Source organism: Streptomyces sp. NPDC046900 (assembly GCF_040644975.1).
Classification (GTDB): Bacteria; Actinomycetota; Actinomycetes; order Streptomycetales; family Streptomycetaceae; genus Streptomyces.
The window spans coordinates 62,796-81,568 of sequence record NZ_JBEYXD010000028.1; the positions used below are offsets into that span (position 1 = coordinate 62,796).

Sequence of the window (18,773 nt, forward strand, 5' to 3'; positions counted from 1 at the left end):
CCCCGCTCGGTCAGGACCAGGCGACGCCCGTCAGGCGCTCGTACGCCTCCGTGTACTTCGCCCGGGTCGCCTCCACGATCTCCTGCGGCAGCGGCGGCGGAGGCTCCTCGCTCGTGCGGTCCCAGCCGGAGGCGGGGGACGTGAGCCAGTCCCGTACGAACTGCTTGTCGAAGGAGGGCTGGGACCGGCCCGGCTCCCACCGGTCGGCCGGCCAGAAGCGCGAGGAGTCCGGAGTGAGGACCTCGTCGGCCAGGACGAGCGTGTCCCCGTCATAACCGAACTCGAACTTGGTGTCCGCGAGGATGATCCCGCGGTCACGGGCGATGCCGCGGGCGCGGCCGTAGACGGCGAGGGTCGTCTGCCGCAGGTTGGCGGCGGTCTCGGCACCGACCTGGCGGGCGACCTCCTCGTACGAGACGTTCTCGTCGTGGTCGCCGACCGCTGCCTTGGTCGCGGGCGTGAAGATCGGCGCGGGCAGCTCCGAGCCGTCGACGAGGCCCTCCGGGAGGGCGAGGCCGCAGACGGTACGGGACTCGTTGTACTCGGCGAGGCCCGAACCGGTGAGGTAGCCCCGGGCCACGCACTCCACCGGGATCATCTGCAGGGACTTGCAGACGAGGGTGCGGCCGGCCCAGTCGGCGGGAGCGCCGGGCGGCAGTTCGGTGCTCAGGACATGGCTCGGGGCCAGATCGGCGAGTTTGTCGAACCACCAGAGCGAGAGCTGGGTGAGGATCCTGCCCTTGTCCGGGATCACGGTCGGCAGCACCCAGTCGTATGCGGACGTACGGTCACTGGCGACCATCACGAGGTCGCCCGCCTCGTTCTGGTACAGATCGCGCACCTTGCCGGTGTGCAGATGCACCAGGCCCGGCACCTGGACGGGCTCGGGCTTTTCGACGAATCCGGACACGGTTCCTCCCCGTGGTTCTCTCCAATTGGCTCGATTCTCCCGTATGCGGATGGCGAACCGGTGCCCGGGGCCGGTACAGGGCGTGGTCAGTCCCGTTTGCAGATGCGGTCGAGGAGGTTCGCCGTCGCCTGCTGGATGCGGGCGTCCACGTGGCCGGGGCGGTCCAGCGCCGGGGACCAGGCGAACGTTCCGGACGCGAAGACCAGGGCGCCGGACGGGGCACGGTACAGAGAGGTCTCCTGGTGGCGCAGCGCACCGTCGCTGTCCCGGTAGGGGGAGTGGGCGAGCAGGATGCGGCCCTGGTGGTCGGGCAGCGGCGCGCGCGGGAAGTAGCGGTCGGCCTCCCCGGCCACCATCCCCGACAGTTCGGCCCCCTCCTCCGCGCCGGTCGCCTCCCACAGCCAGTGGTCGGCGTTGCGCACGACGAGGGGGTGCGGCTCGGGCACCCGGCCCGCGTACTGGATGCCGATCATCTCCTGCTCGGGGCGGTCGATCTCCCGCCACAGAGCGGGCTTTCCGGGACCTCGGCGCTTGCGGCAGGTGAGCAGGCGGTCGGCGACGCCGGACGGGGACGGACCCAACTCCACTTGCCAGTACATGGTGTTGGCGGAGAGGAAGACGACCGAGGTGCCGGTCTCCCGGGCGAGTTCCACGGTGCGGCGCATCTGCGGCGACCAGTACTCGTCATGGCCGGGGAAGACGAGGCCGCGGTAACGGGTGGGGTCGATGCGTCCGGCGTGCAGATCGCGCGCGTCGGCGTAGGAGAGGTCGTAGTGGTAGCGCTCGGCCCAGCGGATGAAGTCGTACGCGTGACCCACGTGCAGCGGGAGGCCCGCACCCGCGTAGGGACGGTCGAAGGAGACCGTGGTGGCGGCGTCGGCCTCACCCAGCAACCGGCCGTTCTCGTCCCAGGCGTGGTAGAGGCTGGCACCGGTGCGGCCGTCCTCCGGGTAGAGGTTGTACGCCTGCCAGGTGATGTCCGGGAGCAGCAGGAGAAGGTCCGCCAGGCGGCTGTCGCGCACGGTGAAGGGCACATGGGAGCGGTAGCCGTCGACGGTGGTGAGGACGGCGACGTATGCGCCGATGCTCCAGTAGGACGGGATCTGCATCCGCCAGGACAACCACCAGTGGTGGCAGGAGACCGTGCGGTCGGCGGTCAGCGGGGGCGGCTGGACGATGCCGGAGAGCCTGGGGCTGGTGGTGATCTTGGACGCCCCGTCACCGCCGTAGTGCCCGATCCGGTACACGTCGACGGCGAACTCCTGGGGTGGGTCCACCGTGATGTGGAAGTCGATGGCTTCGCCCGGCGCCACCGCGCCGCTGGAGGTGAAGCCCTTGATCTGGCGGTGTACGTCGTCGGCGGAGCGCGGGCCGCCGGTGCGGGGCGCCGGAATCCGCGCCCCTTTGTGGCCCTGGGACGGGACCTGGGCGGGGGCCGCTTCCACGTACCAGGGGACCACGTGGCCCGTGTCGTCGAAGTAGGTCTCACTTCCCCGGAGCCAGGGGACGGGGCCCTGGCCGAAAGGATCCGTCACGGCATGTGCGAGAGCGCCCGACTCCCAGCGGCGGATGTGCTCCGACCCCATGCGATGTCCCCTCCCTCGTCCCCGTGAGCCGTCGTAAGCCCATGCGTCGTACCCGATCGGTCCCAGCACATCACATTACGCACGCACTCCGTCACCGTTCGTCGCGAATTGACGTGAACGGAATGGGATTCTCCGGCCATGGGTCGGGGTTGCGGCTGCGTGACGGGATGTGTTCCGCAGGTGGGAAGAGGTGAGGGACGGGCGGCGATGCGTGGGGCGGAGGCGGGGAGCGGCCGCGTGGGGCCTGAGGCGGGCGGGGTTTGCAGGGGCTGAGGGAAGGGGGAGGGCGGGCTGATTGGGGGGGAATGGTCACAGAGCCCACCACTTTGCCGCGACGTGAACGGTGGCGGGTCGAGCGCCGCAGGACGAGCGGTCGTACGAGCCCTGCGGTGACGGGTGGCGAGTGACGGGCTGTGGGCCCTGGTGCCGCCCGCCGTCGGGCATCGCGGGGTCCGGGCCGTCCGGGCCCTCAGACCAACCGGACCGGCTTCTCGGGGCGTATGCCCAGGTGAAGGAGCCAGGCACGGAGAGGAACCGGGTCGCCCTCCCGGACGAGAGTGAGGACCCGGGGTGTCAGATCGGCCGCCCGCTCGCCCCTGACCAGAAGGGACGGGCCGTCCAGCCAGTCGAGCCCCGGTGCCGCGCCGGCGGTGTCCATCGCGGCGCAGCAGACCATCGCGGTGACGTGGTCGACAAGCAGTTCGCGACCGGTGCGGGGCGGCTGGAGCGGGAACAGCGGGAGCAACGCGTCGTCCCACAACGTACGGTCCGGCCCCGTGGGCTGCCCGGTGCCACCACCGCCCGGTGCCGCCTCGGGGACCGCCTCCTCCCGTGCCATCGCGGCGCTGAGCCCGGCGACGAGGGCGGCGGTCCGCACGCTGCCGACCACACCGTCCTCCTCGTCGGTGACGGGTGCGCCGGTGAGGGGTGCGTTGACCGGGGCTTCCGCGACACAGTCGGCAGTGGCCTCTGCGCTCGGCCCGTTCTGGTCGTGGGGAACCGGCCCTTCGCCGTCATCGAGGGCATTCTCGCTGGTCTCGCTCTCCACGTGGGGCGCGTGGACAGCGGAGTCGGCGGAGGCCGCCGCCCGGCGCGGACCGCTGCCGCCGTCGGCAACCTGCTCGTCGCCGTCCCGGAGGATCTCTTCGGCCGGGGCACCCTCGACACGGGGCGCACCGGAGTCGATGGCGGCCTCCCGACGCGTGGGGCCGCCCTCGTCGGCGGGTGGCTCCCCGCCGTCCCGGAGGGGCTCTCCGCCGTCCCGGAGGGGCTCTCCGGCTGGGGCACCGCCGGTGGGCGCGGCATCCATGACAGCGCTTTCGCTCTCGACGCTTCCGCTCTCGCCTGTCGGCGCGGCTGCACGGCATGCGCCTTCCTGGACCGTCAGGTACTCCAGCACCCGCTCCAGCGTGGGGCCGTCCGCGCGGGGCGCGGCCGGGTGCACGGTGTGGCGGACGCCCAGGGCGTCGAGAACGCGGTGAAGGCGGGCCGCGTCCGTGCGCCACTTGCGGTCCACGACCTCGTCCGGGTACTCCTGCCAGCCCACCGGGGCCCAGCCAGGGCCCGGCGCCGCCGGGCCTCCGTGGAAGAGGCGGGCCGCCAGCAGCGACGCGGCCTCGTCCACCGCTCCGGGCTCCTCCAGCAGGTCGCAGGCCGGCCTCTCGCCCAGCCGGGAGGCGAACCCCTCGGCCAGCCGGTCCCGGCGTGAGAGCTCCGTGAGCGCCGCCACCACCCCCGCGTCCAGACGGGACGGCCAGCGGCCCATCCGCCAGGCCGGCAGGGCGACCCGGGTCAGCAGCCGGTCCCAGCCGGCGTAGGCGAGACCCACCTGCTCCTGGGCGACGATCCGCAGACCGTAGTCCACAGCCTGTGCACGCTCTGCCGCGGCCGCCGCCACCCCCCGCTCCATCTCCTCCGCATGTCCCCGGCAGCTCCGCAGCAACAGCCGGGCCACCCAGCCGACCCCGCCGAGCACCACGCGGACGAGCGGACCGCGCTCCGGGGCGGAGGTCACGGCGACGGCGGCGTCCAGTCCTCGGACGAAGCGTCGCGCCGCGGCTATGTCCGGGTGCGCCGACGGCCCCGTACCGGCGACGACCGGGGCGAGCACCGCGCGCAGTTCGCCGACCCGCATCCACCACAGGAACGGTGAGCCGATGACGAGCACGGGCGCGGTCGGGACCCTCTGGTGCCGAGGGGCCGACAGACCACGTATGCCTCGGACGCCGGATATGTCGTCCCCCGTCCGCGCCGGAGGGCCATGGGCGGGGTGGGTGCGGTCCTCGAGCCAGCTGTCGCAGTCCGGAGTGAGCGCTATCGCGGACGGGGCGGGGACGTCGAGGCGGTCGGCCAGGTCGCGAACCATCCGGTACAGGTCGGGGGCCGCGGCCTCCGTGATCGGGACCGTCGGGCTCACGGCCGGGCGGGCGCGGGCGACGACCAGGGCGATACCCGCGGCGGCGAGCAGGGTCGCCACGGCGATGCCGATGACGATCCAGCGCACGATCCCCCAGTGCGCACCGGTGATGTGGCCGGTGGAGCGACCGGCCAGGAGCACGACGGCCACGGCGGCGGGCAGCAGAGCGACGGCCAGCGCCCTACTGCGGATCCGCAGCACGGCAAGGGCCCGAGAGCGCGCAGCCTGCGCGCCCACCTCCACACCCATCCCGGTCACGACCGGACGTCACCCCCTCTGTCCCACCTCTGTGCCGCGTCCCGCCTCTGATCCACGCGCCATGCGCCGCGACGGTCCCCGTCACAGAGACCGTCGCCGGATGCCCGTGCGTTGCTCACTCCCCCACTGTGGCACCCGTCACCGACATCGCAATGCCGGTGGGCCAAGTGCCGGAACGCTTGCGCCGCACCCTAGTTGGGGCTCCGCCCCTCGTCAGCCGGATGGGTCACCGCTCACTCGATGGAATGGCTTTGGGGAAAGCTGGATGACGCAGGGCAAGGACCAGGCCCCGAATTGCACACCGGCGCGCAGCACTGGGCACCGGGCCCGGCACAGGTCCGGATCCCTTCCCCTGCACGCCGAGGGCCCCGCATCCTCAGACGGATTCGGGGCCCTCAGGGTTCATCGCCGGGCCGGATCAGGGCTCGGGCGTCAGCTCTGCTCCCGCGCTGCCTTCGCCGCGATGTCCGTACGGTGCTGGGAGCCCTCGAGTCCGATACGGTCCACCGCCGTGTAGGCCCGGCGGCGCGCCTCGGCGAGGTCGGCGCCGGTCGCCGTGACGGACAGCACGCGGCCGCCCGCGCTCACCACCGCGTCCTCCTCGCGCCTGGTGCCGGCGTGCAGGACGTACGCGTGGGGGGCGTCCTGGGCCGCGACCTCCGCGAGCCCGGTGATCGGGTCGCCGGTGCGCGGGGTGGCCGGGTAGTTCTGCGAGGCCACGACCACGGTGACAGCCGCGTCCTCGCTCCAGCGCAGGGGCTCGATGTCGGCGAGAGTGCCGTTCGCCGCGGCCAGCAGCACACCGGCGAGCGGTGTCTGCAGCCGGGCGAGCACGACCTGGGTCTCCGGGTCGCCGAAACGGGCGTTGAACTCGATGACCCGTACTCCGCGCGAGGTGATCGCCAGACCCGCGTACAGCAGGCCGGAGAAGGGAGTGCCGCGGTGGCGCATCTCGTCGACGGTCGGCTGCAGAACGGTCTGCACAACCTCTTCGACCAGCTTCGGGTCGGCCCAGGGGAGCGGTGAGTACGCGCCCATGCCGCCGGTGTTGGGCCCCTCGTCGTTGTCCAGGGCGCGCTTGAAGTCCTGGGCGGGCTGGAGCGGGACGACCGTCTCACCGTCGGTGACGGCGAACAGGGACACCTCGGGGCCGTCGAGGAACTCCTCGATGACGACCCGCTCACAGTGGGCCGCGTGCTTCTTCGCGGCGTCCAGATCGGCGGTGACGACGACGCCCTTGCCGGCCGCGAGGCCGTCGTCCTTCACGACGTACGGGGCACCGAAGGCGTCGAGCGCCTCCTCGACCTCGTCGGCGTCCGTACAGACGTAGGACCGAGCGGTGGGTACGCCCGCGGCCGCCATCACGTCCTTGGCGAAGGCCTTGGAGCCCTCCAGCTGCGCCGCCTCCTTGGAGGGGCCGAAGACGGGGATCCCCGCCTCGCGCACCGCGTCGGCGACGCCCGCCACGAGCGGCGCCTCCGGACCGATGACGACCAGCCTGACGCCGAGCTCGCCGGCCAGCGCGACCACGGCGCCTCCGTCGAGGGCATCGACCTGGTGCAACTGGGCCACCTCGGCGATGCCGGCGTTGCCCGGGGCGCAGTGCAGCCCGGTGACGTCGGGGTCGAGGGAGAGGGAACGGCACAGGGCGTGTTCGCGGGCGCCGCTACCGATGACGAGGACCTTCACGGGGTCAGCCTAACCGGCGGGGACAGGTGACTTTGTGGGGGCCGCCGAAGGAGGACGGGGCGCGGGGTTGTCGTTTCCTCCAAGGTGTCGCGCGGCCCGACGGGTCCAGCCGTCACCACATACCCGGTCCGGGCACTACTCGTTCGAGAACTCCTCCATCACCGTGGCCCCCAGTTCACGGACGATCAGTTCGTGGCCCGAGAGGGCCGACTCCTCGAGGTCGGGGTCGTCGTCCTCCGGCATGTCGTCCTCGGGGGCCACCACGTGCCGCTCGGGGGCGGCCGGCGCGGACGGAGCCGGAGCGGGGGCCGGCGAGGCGGGCACGGCGGGGGTCACCGGTGCCGCCGGAGCGGACTGGTGAGGCGCGGGACGCGCTGCGGCGGGGGCTCCACCGCCGTAGCCACCGCCTCCCCCGGCCTGGAAACCGCCGCCGCTCGCGACGGCCGGCGGTGCCGAACCACCCGAGGGGTCGACGATCGCCTCGATCTTCCACTGCACGTTGAACTGCTCGGCCAGACACTGCCGCAGGACGTCCTCGCTGCCGCTGCTGAGGAAGTTGTCCCGGGCGCCCGCGTTCACGAAGCCGAGTTGCAGGGTCGTCCCGTCGAAGCCGGCCACCTGGGCGTTCTGGCTCAGCAGGATCCAGGTGAAGCGTCGGCGGTTCTTCACCGCCTCCAGAACGTTCGGCCAGAGCATGCGCGGGTCGAGCCCACCGGACGCCGGTGCGGCAGCCGACGCCGCGGCGGCTGCCGGAGCACCTGCGGCGGGGGCGGCAGGCGGCGCGGACGCGGCGGCGGGCTGCCCCCCGCCCGCGGAGGCCGCCGTGGGCCAGCCGCCGGGTCGTCGCCCGCCACCTGCGGGCGCGGCGGTCGGCCACGCACCGGGAGCGTTGGGTGCAGAGGGGGCGGAAGGCTGCGGCTGAGCCGCCGCGGGGGCGGGTGGCGCGGAGGACGCGGTCTCCTGGGGCGCGGGCGGCGGTCCGGACACCGGCATCGCGCCGCCGTCCTGAGAGCCCGGGCCCCCGGCGTTCTGTGCACCTGGAGTCGGGGCAGGCCCTGCCCCGCCTGCCCGTACCGCGGCACGGGCGGCCGCCGGGCCGCCGGGCGTAGCGGGTGCCGCACCCTGCGGCACCGGCCCCCCGGCCATCCCACCGTGCACCTCGGGCCCCGGCACGTATCCCATGGCGGGCGCCCCGCCACCGCCGGAGAAGTTGACGCCCCGCTCCAGGCGGTCCAGTCGCGCCATGACGGACCGCTCGTCGCCGTACGCGGCGGGGAGCAGTACCCGGGCGCAGATCAACTCGAGCTGCAGCCGGGGCGAGGTGGCTCCGCGCATCTCGGTCAGCCCCTCATTGACGAGGTCGGCGGCGCGGCTGAGCTCCGCCGGGCCGAAGACGCCCGCCTGGGCCTGCATGCGCTCCAGTACGTCGGCCGGGGCGTCGATGAGCCCCTTCTCGGTGGCGTCGGGCACGGCGGCCAGGATCACCAGGTCCCGCAGCCGCTCCAGCAGATCGGCGACGAACCGCCGTGGGTCGTTGCCCCCTTCGATGACCCGGTCCACGACCTCGAAGGCGGCGGCCCCGTCCCCGGACGCGAAGGCCTCCACGACGGAGTCGAGGAGCGACCCCTCGGTGTAGCCGAGCAGCGAGGTGGCCATGGCATACGTCACGCCGTCGGCGCCCGCACCTGCCAGCAGCTGGTCCATGACGGACATGGAGTCACGCACGGACCCGGCACCCGCGCGCACGACGAGCGGCAGGACCCCGTCCTCGACGGGGATGTCCTCCTTCCGGCACACCTCGGCGAGGTAGTCCCGCAGGGTCCCCGGCGGGACGAGCCGGAAGGGATAGTGGTGCGTGCGCGACCGGATGGTCCCGATGACCTTCTCGGGCTCGGTGGTCGCGAAGATGAACTTGAGGTGCTCGGGCGGCTCCTCGACGACCTTGAGGAGCGCGTTGAAGCCGGCCGGCGTGACCATGTGGGCCTCGTCGATGATGTAGATCTTGTAACGACTGCTCGCGGGCCCGAAGAAGGCCTTCTCGCGAAGGTCACGGGCGTCGTCCACACCACCGTGCGACGCGGCGTCGATCTCGATGACGTCGATCGACCCCGGACCGTTCCTTGCCAGGTCGCGGCAGGACTGGCACTCGCCGCACGGCGTCGGGGTCGGCCCCTTCTCGCAGTTCAGGCATCGGGCCAGGATCCGGGCGCTGGTCGTCTTCCCGCAGCCTCGCGGCCCGCTGAACAGGTACGCGTGGTTGACCCGGTTGTTCCGAAGCGCCTGCTGCAACGGGTCGGTGACATGCTCCTGCCCGATGACCTCGGCGAAGGACTCCGGGCGATAGCGGCGGTACAGCGCGAGAGACGACACGCATACGAGGTTATAGGCGCCCAGTGACAAAGCGGCTGCCCGCGCCGCTCCTCCGACCGCGCCGCCGGGGGCCTGCGCCCGCGTACTTCCCCGTGACGCAGAAGACCCCCCACGCACCCGCCAGAGCCAACCTACCCTTGCTGCCTTCCGGCCCTGGGGGAGTTCAGTCAGATAGCGCCGCGTGAGGGGCTGAGCCCAAGCCTACCTGATCGCAGGGGGCCCGAACGAGTTCGCTAGCACTCCCCGGCGTCATGTAATGTTTCCGGCGGAGGATTCGCCTAGAGGCCTAGGGCGCACGCTTGGAAAGCGTGTTGGGGGCAACCCCTCACGAGTTCGAATCTCGTATCCTCCGCCAGTGCCTCACCGGGCACGATGTCGAAGGGCCCCACCATTCGTGGTGGGGCCCTTCGACATGTGTGGTCTCATTTTTGGTCTCATTCGGCCCCAGAGGAGCCCCACAGCTTCTCGCCGACCTGGTCCGCCACCTTGCGGAGCATGGGCCCGGTCACATGCATGTAGCGAGCCCGCATCCGCGCGGCGCCGCCCGGCTCCCAGCCCATGATCGCGTCTACGATCACATCCGGGACACCAAGCAGGAGGAGGACGGTGGCCGCCGTGTGGCGAGCGTCATGAAGGCGCCCATCCCGCACGCCCGCGTCCTGAAGCAGCCGCTTCCACACGTGGTAGTCGGTGTTCGGACTCAGAGGTCCGCCGGTGGGCAAGGCGAAGACATAACCCTTGTCCTCCCAGTCGACTCCGGCCTCCGCTCGCTGCCGTTCCTGCTCTTCCTGATGCTTGCGGAGAAGCTTGATCAGCGGGTCAGGCAGGCCAATCGTGCGGCGGCCGGAGCGGGACTTCGTACTCTTGTGCTCGCGCCGGATCTGCTCGCGCTTCGGGCAGTAGCCAGGTTTCCTGCCGCACGGCTCGTCGCCACAACCGTGCTGGTACCTCGGCCGGAGCCGATTCCGCCGGATGCGGAGGTACCCGGCGTCCAGGTCCACGTCCTCCCACTGGAGCGCGAGTGCTTCCCCCTGGCGGAGGCCGAGCGCGAGGGCCACAACCCACCGCGCGCTGTTACGGAGCTTGGATGCCTCCAGGAGCAGGCTTTGTACCTCCTCGATGGAGTACGGCTCCACCTCCTCCTCCTCGAGCCGAGGAGCCCGGGCGATCTCGGCGACGTTCCGGGAGACATGCCCGCGCCGCCTGGCCTCGGCGAGCGCCACACGCACGGTGCGGTGCGCATGATGCGCCGTCCCGGCCTTGCTGCCCTCGCGCTGCATCTTGGCGTAGAACGCCTCCAGGTGCTCCGGTTCCAGGCGGTCAAGCCGGTGCGCCCCGATGCCGGGGACCAGATGCACGCGTACGTCCACCTCGTAACCGGCGTACGTGTTCTCGGAGACGTACTTCTTGGCGATCTCGTACACCCAGTGCTCCAGCCAGTTCCCAAGGGTCCACTTCTCGCCCGGCTTGCTGAGGCTTCCTGAGTCGCGCTTGCGCTCGATCTCCCGGACAGCCTTGACGACTTCCGCCTTGGTCTTGCGGCCGACGTGCCGCCGGTCCGGTTTGCCGTCCGGCCGGATGCCGACAGTCACACGGCCGTGCCACCGGCCATCCGCCCCCTTGTAGATCGAAGCCGCTCCGTTCGGCTCACGGCTCCGCTTCGCCATCACGCGCTCCTCATCGAGGAGGCAGAGGCGCCACGCAGACGATCGACATACACAGCGAGGGCATCCGCGGGGATCCGGCGCAGGCTGCCGACCTTGACTGACTCCAGTTCGCCCGAGGCGATGAGAGCGAAACATGTGGTGCGGCCGATGCCCAATCGGCGGGCAGCTTCCTCGACAGTGAGGAGGAGGAGCGTTGGATCGGCAGTTACCGGGGCAAGTATGGCTGCGGCTGTGATCACTTCTCCTCCTTGGAATCGAGGCCGAGCAAGATCAAGACGTCACGGGCCGGCACAATCGCGGAGCCCCCGCAGACAGGGCATGGGAAGCGCGGCTCAGTCGAGTGACGACCGGACCCGCCGCACTCCAGGCATGCCGTCCACTCGTTGCCTACGAAGGCAGCCCAGCAAGCGACGCAGTCGACGCAAGACAATTCGCGGCACACCGGGCAGTCGGAGCCCGGCACCCTCCGCAAGAGGTCACGCATGATCGGATCCCTCCACGGCGGCCAGCTCCTCACGGGCGGTTTCGCGGTTGAGCTGAAGGTCCCGGGCGATGGTGGCGGCGAGGGCGGATTCGCCGGGGGTATGGCCGTGTCCGGCGTACTGCCAGTCGGCCAGAACGAGGACGGTGTCCGGCTCGACGTCGTCTAGGCCGAGGGCGGCGCGTTCCTGGTTGGCGCGGTAGTCGGCGCGTGTCTGGCGGAGGACACCGAGGGTGGTGGAGTAGCGGCGGGACTTGGAGCTGAAGTGGCCGCGGAAGCCGAGCATGTGGGCCCAGGCCCAGAGCCGCCGGTCGGGGTAGACGTCGTCGAGGTCGCGGCAGGCGGTGATCAGGCGGCGGGCGTGGTCTGGGACGCCGTGGCGGTCGAGTTCGGCGAGTTCACCGATCCGGCGGTCGAGGGTGCCAGTGTTCTCCGCAGCCTTGGTGGCGTACTTGGCCACGTAGGAGGCGACGGCCTGTTCAGTCAGGTCGGAGCCGTCGCCGAAGGCCTTCACCGGCCGCACGTCGAGTTGCTTGCCCCAGCGCAGGCGCCATCCGTTGAGGTAGCCAGCCTCCTCGTTGGGCGGCACGGTGATCGTGGTGTACGGGTGCACGGCGGCGGCGCGGATGGCGTCGGTGAGCAGCTCGGTGCTGGCCCAGGAGGGCGGCGGGGAGTCCGGCCCGTCGGGTCCGTCGAGGCGGATCACGGCATGGAAGTGGATCGCGCCCCGTTTCTGGAACTCGGCGACCTTGCCGTAGGAGAGGCGGCAGGTGTCGGCGAGTTCGCGCTGTGTCAGCCCGGCACGCTTGGCGATTTCCCGGCGCAGCCGGTTGGCGAAGCGCATCCACAACTCGCCCGCGTGGTTGTTGAAGAGCACCGTGCCCGCGTAGTCGTACGACCACGGATCGAGCGGAGTCCCAAGAACGGGATCGTCCTCGGTGTGGCGCGTACCGCAACGGCACCGGCCGCGATCAGGCCGGTTGTGGACCGGGCCGAACGAGGGCGCGGTGAAGGTGGCAAAGACCCTCGGGTGATCCCGGACGGTGGCCGGGATGTCCTTGCCCTCGTCCCCAGCCAGCCCGGTGCGGATGAGGTGGTAGGTGTCTCCGGCGTAGGTCCAGGCGCAGGAGGGGCACCGGGAGGCCCGCCGGTTGCCGCAGGCGACGCGGAGGCGTCCGCCGGGCTCCTGCTCGGTGCTGTAGTGGTGCAGGGTTTCGCCGGTGGTCTTGTCCTTGTGTAGGGCCCAGCCGCGCAGGTGGATGGGGTCAGCGCAGCCGCCGGTGCGCTTGATCTGGTCTTGCCAGCGGTCGAAGCCGGGGAGCCCGGCCACCCTGAGGAGGTCTCCCAGAGTGATCGGGTCCAGGCCCGCGATAGGCGCGGTGTCGGTCATGCGGCTTCCTCCTGCTCTTCGGCGGTGATCTGGTCGAGGACGCGGGCGGCTTCCTCGGCGGCCCCGGCCAGGGCGCGCAGTGCGTCAGCGGTTCCGGGGCGGGCGATGAACGTGATGTCGATGAGGTCGCCGCCGATACGGAGGCTCACGAAGGCCCCACCGCGGTCGGTGCTGGGGAAGACGTTCACGCGGCTGGTGGTGTCCGGCTCGATGTGAGCAGAGGTGGTGAGGGTCTTCACGCGGCCACCTCCCACACGGCGGCCTGCGACCGGCGTAGGGACGTGGTTCCCGTGCCGTGGCAGGCCGGGCAGTGGGCAGTGATGGTGCGCAGGTGCCCGCGGGCATCGCGTCCGCCGACGGTGACCTTGACGGCGGCGAAGCCGTCGCAGTCCGGGCAGATCCGCGCGGCGCAGGTGGTGGCCAGGGTAGGGCCGGTCATGATGGAGGTTCCTTCCGGTTCAGTGGAGCTGGCAGGGACGGCGCCCGGAGCGGACGAGACTTGGCGGTTGAGGCCGCTCCGGGGGCCGGTCAGCGTCGCCGCGTCTCGGAGGCGAGCAGCGAGCGCAGGACGACCGCGCACACGGCGACCGAGACGCCGGTGATGGCGACCGCGAGGAGCATGGAGACCAGCACGGCGCCGACGACCAGGACCACGGCGGTGCCGCCGCCGACGAGGGCGAGCGCGGTACCCGGCGTGAGCTGGACGACCGGCCGGGACGGCGCCGGGGCCGCCGGGACGGGCGGCGGGGTGGGGGCCGCGGGGATGACCGTGGTCGGCTCTACGACAGCGGGCGGGGTCACGTGGCCGGTCGGGGTGGGCATGGTCGGGATCTTCGGGCGGAGCATGAGTGGACTCCCTTCTAAGCCGGGTTACTTGATGAGGCTGATGGCGGGGGCCAGGACGCTGTCGGCGAGGAGGTAGCCGCCGAGGAGGAGCACGGCGATGAGCCAGGCGGGTGGGCGGATGAGCTTGACGCCGAGGTAGCCGACGACGAGCAGGGCGAGCCAGAGCGGGACCTGCACGGGGTGCCTCCTAGCGGACCTGGCAGCGGTGGGTGCGGGCAGCGAGCTGGGCGGCGGACTGGGTGGTGTAGTCGGCGGACCAACCGCAGCCGTCGGCGGTGCACACGGCGGCGTGTTTGGTCTGGCCGTGGCGGTCGCGGTGGGTGCCGATCTGCACCGGGCCGATGCTCATCACGGAGTGGAAGAAGTCGCGGGCGGGCACAGGGGTATCTCCTTGCCTTCTCAGGCGAGTTGGGCGGCGATCGCATCGGCGAGGTGGGGCGGGACGCCGAGGCGGGCGCGCAGGGTGTCGGTGTCGATCGGGTCGCCCGTCCGTGCTTCGTGGTCGGCGGCGACCTTGCGGGCGTGGTCGACCAGCGCGGCCGGGACCGCCACCGCCGGAGCAGGAGCCGAAGCAGGAGCCGGGTCGGCGGCAGGCAGGGCCGGGGTCGTCTCGGGCTCCAGCGCGGGAGCCGGTTCGGTCTCGGGCGCGGGATCGATGTCGTGTGCGGGGGCCGGGTCTGCGGGCGCTGGCGGAACCTCCGCCCGGTCCCCGGCCGGGTCGGGTGCGGGTGCGGGTGAGTGAGCAAGGAGCGTGCCGCCAAGGAAGGCCACGGCGGGCCATCCGGCCACGCCGAGGCGGAGCAGGGCAGGCGGGTTTGCCAGGTCGAGGAACCCGGCGGTGGCGACGTTGGCGCCGAGGGAGGCGATCAGGGCAACGAGGAACCAGCACCAGGCCAGCCGGGACGGCCCATTGGCCCGGAGGCGCCTCCAGGCGGCGACCAGGAGCAGGTCAACGCTGATCGGGTAGGCCCAGGCCTTCCAGCCTGACTGTCCGGCCGCCGCGGCAAGGTCGTGCAGGTGAGCGAAGGACAGGGCTCCGGCGATGACGGCCTGGACGAGGACGGCATCAGGGCGCAGTACGGGGCGCATGGCGGTTCCTCCTTCCGAAGGTTGGGCCGGGGCGGGCGGATTGGTGTCCGGCCGCCGCCCCAGCGATGTCTAGTCAGTGGGGGCTTCGCCGGTGCCCCAGCAGGTGAGGCACAGACCGCTCTGCCGGTCGTCGGTGATCCGGCCCTTGCGAGCGCCGACCCGGACGGCTTCGGTGATCTCGCCGTTGCCGTCGCAGTCCGGGCAGTTGACCGGCTCAGGCTCCGGCGGAGCCGACCTGCGGCGGGTGGCGGGCCGTTTCGCGGTGGCCATGGTCACCACCCCTCGCCGGGGTACTCCGGGCCCTCGTTCGGGTCGTAGCCGGGCGGGAAGGTGCCGGGCGGCGGCTCCGGTAGTGACACGGCCAGGCACGGGCCCACGGTGTCGATGAAGTCCTCGTCCGCGCCGGGCACCTCGGCGTAGAGGGCGAGTTGGCCGAGCATCACCACGGTGCGGGCGAAGTCCTCGCAGTCGGGGCACATAGCGGGTGATCTCCTTGTTTGAGGCATGGCTCGGGTAGGGACCTGGCGCGAAGGCGGTCGCGCCGACCGGGATGCGGAAGTGATCAGGTGATGGCCGGGATGGACTCCACGGCCGGGGCATCGGCCGGAGCCGGGATGCCCAACACGGGCCGGAAGGAGGCCAGGGCGGGCAGGTCCGGGGTGAGGTCGGCGTGCCGGTTGCAGATATTGACGGCCTGCCGCAGGGAGGTGTGCGGGGCGCGGATACGGGCCCAGCCGCCGGTCGAGTCGCCGGTGATGGCAACGCCCGGCATGTCGGTGGGGATCTGGATCGCGGCCAGCACGGCATCGGGGGCGATGTCGGCGAAGGCCATCTTGGCGGAGGATTCGTCGTTGACGCGGTGGGCGGTGCGGCCGGTGAGCTGGGCGCGGAGCATGGTGATGCCGTCGCCGAGTTCGGAGCCGAAGCGCTGCCCGCAGATCTCCAGGTAGATGCCGGCAGCGCGGCCGAGCTGGGCGAGGCGGACCAGGGCCTTGACGATCCGGTCCCGGCGCGGGTCGTTCTTCTTGGCGCTGAGGGTGAGTTCGGCGACCTCGTCGACCAGGACCACGATCGGGATCGGCCGCTGGTGGTCGGGCAGGCTCCAGATGTCGGCGGCGATCTCCGCATCCGGCACGTCCGCAGTGATGCGCTGCTCAGCCCGGATGAGCTGGTAGACCTCTTGCATGTGGGACACCAACGCGTCGAGCAGCTCGGCGGCGGTGTCGGCGTTGTCGGCCAGCGCGGAGAACCGGCGCGCCAGCGGGAACAACTCCACTCCTTCCTTGCAGTCGATGCCCACCAGCGCCACGTTCTGTGAGGCGAGAGCGGCCACCAGGTTGCGCTGGTAGACGGACTTCCCCGACTCGGTGGCGCCGAGGGTGAGGGCGTGGGGGACGGCCCGGTAATCGCGGTAGTGGACCGAGCCGTCTTCGCGCAGGGCGACCGGGACCCGCATCGGGCGGGTATCGGTCTTGGCGGGCATCTGCACCCGCTTGAGCACGTCGTAGCCGGTCATCCGCACCTCAACGACACCGGAGCGGAGTTCACGTGAGGTGACGCCATACAGGGCAAAGGAGTGCCGCAGCCGGTCACACGAGGCCGCCACGTCGAAGGCATCCTGACCAGGCCGGAGCCCTAACCGCAGGACCAGGCCGGTACGGGTCGGCCGTATCCGCAGGATCCTCGGAGCGCGAGGACCGGGGGCGGGCCGGTTGGCGGCCCGGGCCAGGGCCAGGCGCCAGCGGGACGGCGGAACGGTCAGCCCGCAGGCATCCATGACGGACGCGTAGCGAACCAGGACCCGCAGCGACGCCAAGGTGACGCCGAAGGTCATCCAGTACCAGGCGGGGCGCCGCCACCGCAGGAGACCCGCAGCGACGACGACCAGCGCCAGCGTGACCGTGAACCAGGTCATGATCAGGCCGCCTCCGGCTCCGCAGCAGTGGCGGTGAGCGACGTGACGGCGACCGCACGGAAGCTGATGCCGTGCCGCTTCTGGCCGTTGAACTCGTTCTCCCACGGCACGGCCACCAGGCCCGTGAGCGCGACCGGGGTACCCATGGCCAGCTCACCGGAAATGTCCGGCTCAGCCACGGTCACCGTGACGACCTCCGCGTTGCCGTTCATCACGAACAGCACGTCCACGGTCACGAGCGTGTGACCGGTGTCCCGGTCGGTGGCGATCACACCGTTGCGCTTGTCCTTCATCTTCGTCTGCGGGGGCTGAGCGACCATCAGGGTCGCACCGTTCGTGTCGACGGGGATCTGACGCATCGTCTGTTCTCCTTCGAGGCAGGACCCGAGCATCCATAGCGGATCAACGGGCTTTGACAGTACGGACGTTCGCTAGTTTGACCACAAACCCACGAACTCAAGGTAGGGCGGTCGACACGGGGAGTGCAAGGGGTTTGCCCACAAACTCTCAAACCTGAGAGGATGGCATCCATGGACCCGCGACCGACCGCTGCACAGCGCCCCATTCACCTCAAGATCGCCGACGACTTGCGCATGGAGATCGAGAGGGGAGAGCTGCGAGAAGGGGACTCGCTGCCCACGCTTGAGCAGATTCGCGAGCGGTGGCGGTGCTCCACGAACTCGGCACGCGGAGCCATCAACCTGCTCAAGTCGCAAGGGCTGATCGTCACGGGGCGCGGTAAACCCGCGGTCGTTCGCACGCCACCAGGAAAGGTCGTGCGCTCATCCGATCGTCACCAGGCAGAGAAGGATCTCGCCGCGGAACCAGAGGAACAGCGTCGGACCGTCGGTGAAGCGGAAACGAACCTTGGCATGTCGATCACTCATCAGCGGTTCACGTCCGCTTACGACACGATCGAGGCTGGGACGGAGTTGGGTGATCTCTTCGGCATCGCCCCCACGGCCTCGGTCCTGAGGCGCCACTACGAGGCGACCGACGAACAGACCGGTCACCTTCTATCGTTCAGCACCTCGTACATGCCGGTCGCCCTGGTCGAGGCGAACCCGGCCCTTCTGGACGAGCGGAACGAGCCTTGGCCCGGCGGAACTCAGCACCAGCTCGCGACCGTCGGCATTGAGGTCATGACAATCCTGGACAAAGTGACAGGGCGCATGCCGACCACAGTCGAAGGCCAGATATGGGGACTCCCTGATGGGGTACCACTCCTCATCTGTCGGCGAATCTCGCTTGACGCCGAGGATCGCAACGTTGAGATCTCCGACGCGACGTATCCGGCCGACCGCACGGAGCTGCGGTTCATCACACCGTTGCAGCAGTGGACACAGAAGCCCGACGATTGGAATCTTGGGAGGTAAACCATGCTGAGTGCCACGGATCAGGAGTTCCTGCGCCAGGCGATCGAAATCTCACGCCGCGCGCTTGAGGATGAGGGCAAGACCCCCTTCGGAGCGATCGTCGTCATCGGCGACGAGATTGTCAGCGAGGGCACGAGCAGCGTTGTCGAGCTGACCGATCCGACCGCCCACGCGGAGGTGATGGCACTCCGAAACGCGGGGGCCAAGCTTGGTAGGCACCTCTTCGAGGATGCCGTCATGTACATGAGCAGCGAGCCTTGCCCGATGTGCCTCGCAGCCTGCTACTGGGCACGCGTGCCTCGAATCGTCTTCGGTGCGTCGAGCCGCGATGTGGGCGAGTTGGGCTTCGAGGATCTTCAGTTCTACCGAGAGATGGCCCTGCCCGCTGCCAGTCGCTCCATCATCGAGGACCACGCCGACGGCGGCCTGAGCAAGCGGGCCCGGAGTGTCCTTCAGGAGTGGGCGGACCATCTGCCGGAGCCGGTCGTGCCGAAGCCCTGATCAATGCCCCTGGACGCCCTGGGCGGCTGCGCGGTGGAACTTTCCCTACTTCATCAAGGCTCGCTTCGCTCGCTGGTCCGGGGCCAACGACGCTCGTGGCTCATCGCCAACCCGACCGCCGCACCCTCCGCCCAAGCACATCAACGGCCGCGCTGGCCCGCATGCCACCGCCACCACGATCCGGCCTCAGGAAGGGGAAGACGCAACGGCAGCTCGACCCCAACGCCCCACTAGCGGGGCCACCGCGCACCCCTTTCCACCCGGTTGCCTACACCAGTA

The 18,773-nt window shown here is 70.9% G+C and carries 20 protein-coding genes, 1 tRNA gene and 1 other RNA gene; 3 read left to right on the plus strand and 19 right to left on the minus strand.

What is annotated here, in order from left to right:
• Positions 1–10 precede the first annotated feature (10 nt).
• The 6 genes from ABZ904_RS25590 to ffs form a co-directional block, all read right to left on the minus strand.
• Positions 11–910 carry a phosphoribosylaminoimidazolesuccinocarboxamide synthase gene (locus tag ABZ904_RS25590; RefSeq protein ID WP_360999148.1) on the minus strand — a complete coding sequence of 300 codons (900 nt, stop codon included), beginning with the start codon at positions 908–910 and terminating at the stop codon, positions 11–13.
• A gap of 86 nt (positions 911–996) precedes the next feature.
• Entirely contained in the window at positions 997–2,496 is a 1,500-nt protein-coding gene (locus ABZ904_RS25595) for a N,N-dimethylformamidase beta subunit family domain-containing protein (RefSeq protein ID WP_359397452.1), read from the minus strand.
• A 469-nt stretch (positions 2,497–2,965) separates the two neighbouring features.
• Positions 2,966–5,170 carry a hypothetical protein gene (locus ABZ904_RS25600; RefSeq protein ID WP_361825633.1) on the minus strand — a complete coding sequence of 735 codons (2,205 nt, stop codon included), beginning with the start codon at positions 5,168–5,170 and terminating at the stop codon, positions 2,966–2,968.
• 432 nt (positions 5,171–5,602) lie between these two features.
• Positions 5,603–6,859, minus strand: a complete 1,257-nt coding sequence (purD, locus tag ABZ904_RS25605; protein WP_360999155.1) for a phosphoribosylamine--glycine ligase — start codon at positions 6,857–6,859, stop codon at positions 5,603–5,605.
• Positions 6,860–6,994: 135 nt separating this feature from the next.
• Entirely contained in the window at positions 6,995–9,229 is a 2,235-nt protein-coding gene (locus tag ABZ904_RS25610) for a DNA polymerase III subunit gamma and tau (RefSeq protein ID WP_361825636.1), read from the minus strand.
• 97 nt (positions 9,230–9,326) lie between these two features.
• Positions 9,327–9,423: signal recognition particle sRNA small type (gene ffs / locus ABZ904_RS25615), an RNA gene on the minus strand.
• Between the two features lie 73 nt (positions 9,424–9,496).
• On the opposite strand from ffs, the gene ABZ904_RS25620 reads away from it, so the two are divergent.
• Positions 9,497–9,584: transfer RNA gene (locus ABZ904_RS25620), tRNA-Ser, on the plus strand.
• 79 nt (positions 9,585–9,663) lie between these two features.
• On the opposite strand, the gene ABZ904_RS25625 is transcribed toward ABZ904_RS25620, so the two are convergent.
• The 13 genes from ABZ904_RS25625 to ABZ904_RS25685 form a co-directional block, all read right to left on the minus strand.
• On the minus strand, positions 9,664–10,896 hold the full coding sequence (locus tag ABZ904_RS25625) for a site-specific integrase (protein ID WP_361825638.1): 1,233 nt from the start codon (positions 10,894–10,896) through the stop codon (positions 9,664–9,666).
• Positions 10,896–11,132 (minus strand): excisionase family DNA-binding protein, encoded by a 237-nt coding sequence (locus ABZ904_RS25630; protein ID WP_361825697.1) that lies wholly within the window; start codon positions 11,130–11,132, stop codon positions 10,896–10,898. The genes ABZ904_RS25625 and ABZ904_RS25630 overlap by 1 nt, the downstream gene beginning before the upstream one ends.
• A 240-nt stretch (positions 11,133–11,372) precedes the next feature.
• Positions 11,373–12,767, minus strand: a complete 1,395-nt coding sequence (repSA, locus tag ABZ904_RS25635) for a replication initiator protein RepSA (protein ID WP_361825640.1) — start codon at positions 12,765–12,767, stop codon at positions 11,373–11,375.
• Positions 12,764–13,006, minus strand: a complete 243-nt coding sequence (locus ABZ904_RS25640) for a hypothetical protein (protein WP_361825642.1) — start codon at positions 13,004–13,006, stop codon at positions 12,764–12,766. Before ABZ904_RS25640 ends, repSA begins: the two co-directional genes overlap by 4 nt.
• Positions 13,003–13,206, minus strand: coding sequence for a hypothetical protein (locus ABZ904_RS25645; RefSeq protein ID WP_361825644.1), 204 nt, complete (start codon positions 13,204–13,206; stop codon positions 13,003–13,005). The genes ABZ904_RS25640 and ABZ904_RS25645 overlap by 4 nt, the downstream gene beginning before the upstream one ends.
• An 89-nt stretch (positions 13,207–13,295) precedes the next feature.
• Positions 13,296–13,613 carry a SpdD-like protein gene (locus tag ABZ904_RS25650; protein WP_361825646.1) on the minus strand — a complete coding sequence of 106 codons (318 nt, stop codon included), beginning with the start codon at positions 13,611–13,613 and terminating at the stop codon, positions 13,296–13,298.
• A gap of 24 nt (positions 13,614–13,637) precedes the next feature.
• Positions 13,638–13,790 carry a hypothetical protein gene (locus ABZ904_RS25655; RefSeq protein WP_361825648.1) on the minus strand — a complete coding sequence of 51 codons (153 nt, stop codon included), beginning with the start codon at positions 13,788–13,790 and terminating at the stop codon, positions 13,638–13,640.
• Between the two features lie 10 nt (positions 13,791–13,800).
• Positions 13,801–13,992: a mobile element transfer protein gene (locus ABZ904_RS25660; protein ID WP_361825650.1), complete on the minus strand. Its 192-nt coding sequence runs from the start codon at positions 13,990–13,992 to the stop codon at positions 13,801–13,803.
• Between the two features lie 20 nt (positions 13,993–14,012).
• On the minus strand, positions 14,013–14,702 hold the full coding sequence (locus ABZ904_RS25665) for a DUF2637 domain-containing protein (RefSeq protein ID WP_361825652.1): 690 nt from the start codon (positions 14,700–14,702) through the stop codon (positions 14,013–14,015).
• Positions 14,703–14,771: 69 nt separating this feature from the next.
• Positions 14,772–14,972 carry a hypothetical protein gene (locus ABZ904_RS25670; RefSeq protein WP_361825654.1) on the minus strand — a complete coding sequence of 67 codons (201 nt, stop codon included), beginning with the start codon at positions 14,970–14,972 and terminating at the stop codon, positions 14,772–14,774.
• 2 nt (positions 14,973–14,974) lie between these two features.
• Positions 14,975–15,181 carry a hypothetical protein gene (locus ABZ904_RS25675; protein ID WP_361825656.1) on the minus strand — a complete coding sequence of 69 codons (207 nt, stop codon included), beginning with the start codon at positions 15,179–15,181 and terminating at the stop codon, positions 14,975–14,977.
• A gap of 83 nt (positions 15,182–15,264) precedes the next feature.
• Positions 15,265–16,617 carry an FtsK/SpoIIIE domain-containing protein gene (locus ABZ904_RS25680; protein WP_361825658.1) on the minus strand — a complete coding sequence of 451 codons (1,353 nt, stop codon included), beginning with the start codon at positions 16,615–16,617 and terminating at the stop codon, positions 15,265–15,267.
• 2 nt (positions 16,618–16,619) lie between these two features.
• Positions 16,620–16,976, minus strand: coding sequence for a hypothetical protein (locus tag ABZ904_RS25685; protein ID WP_361825660.1), 357 nt, complete (start codon positions 16,974–16,976; stop codon positions 16,620–16,622).
• A gap of 162 nt (positions 16,977–17,138) precedes the next feature.
• Between ABZ904_RS25685 and ABZ904_RS25690 the strand changes: the two genes are divergently transcribed.
• Positions 17,139–17,993, plus strand: a complete 855-nt coding sequence (locus ABZ904_RS25690) for a GntR family transcriptional regulator (protein ID WP_361825661.1) — start codon at positions 17,139–17,141, stop codon at positions 17,991–17,993.
• A gap of 3 nt (positions 17,994–17,996) precedes the next feature.
• Positions 17,997–18,494, plus strand: coding sequence for a nucleoside deaminase (locus ABZ904_RS25695; protein ID WP_361825663.1), 498 nt, complete (start codon positions 17,997–17,999; stop codon positions 18,492–18,494).
• The last annotated feature ends 279 nt before the right edge of the window (positions 18,495–18,773 follow it).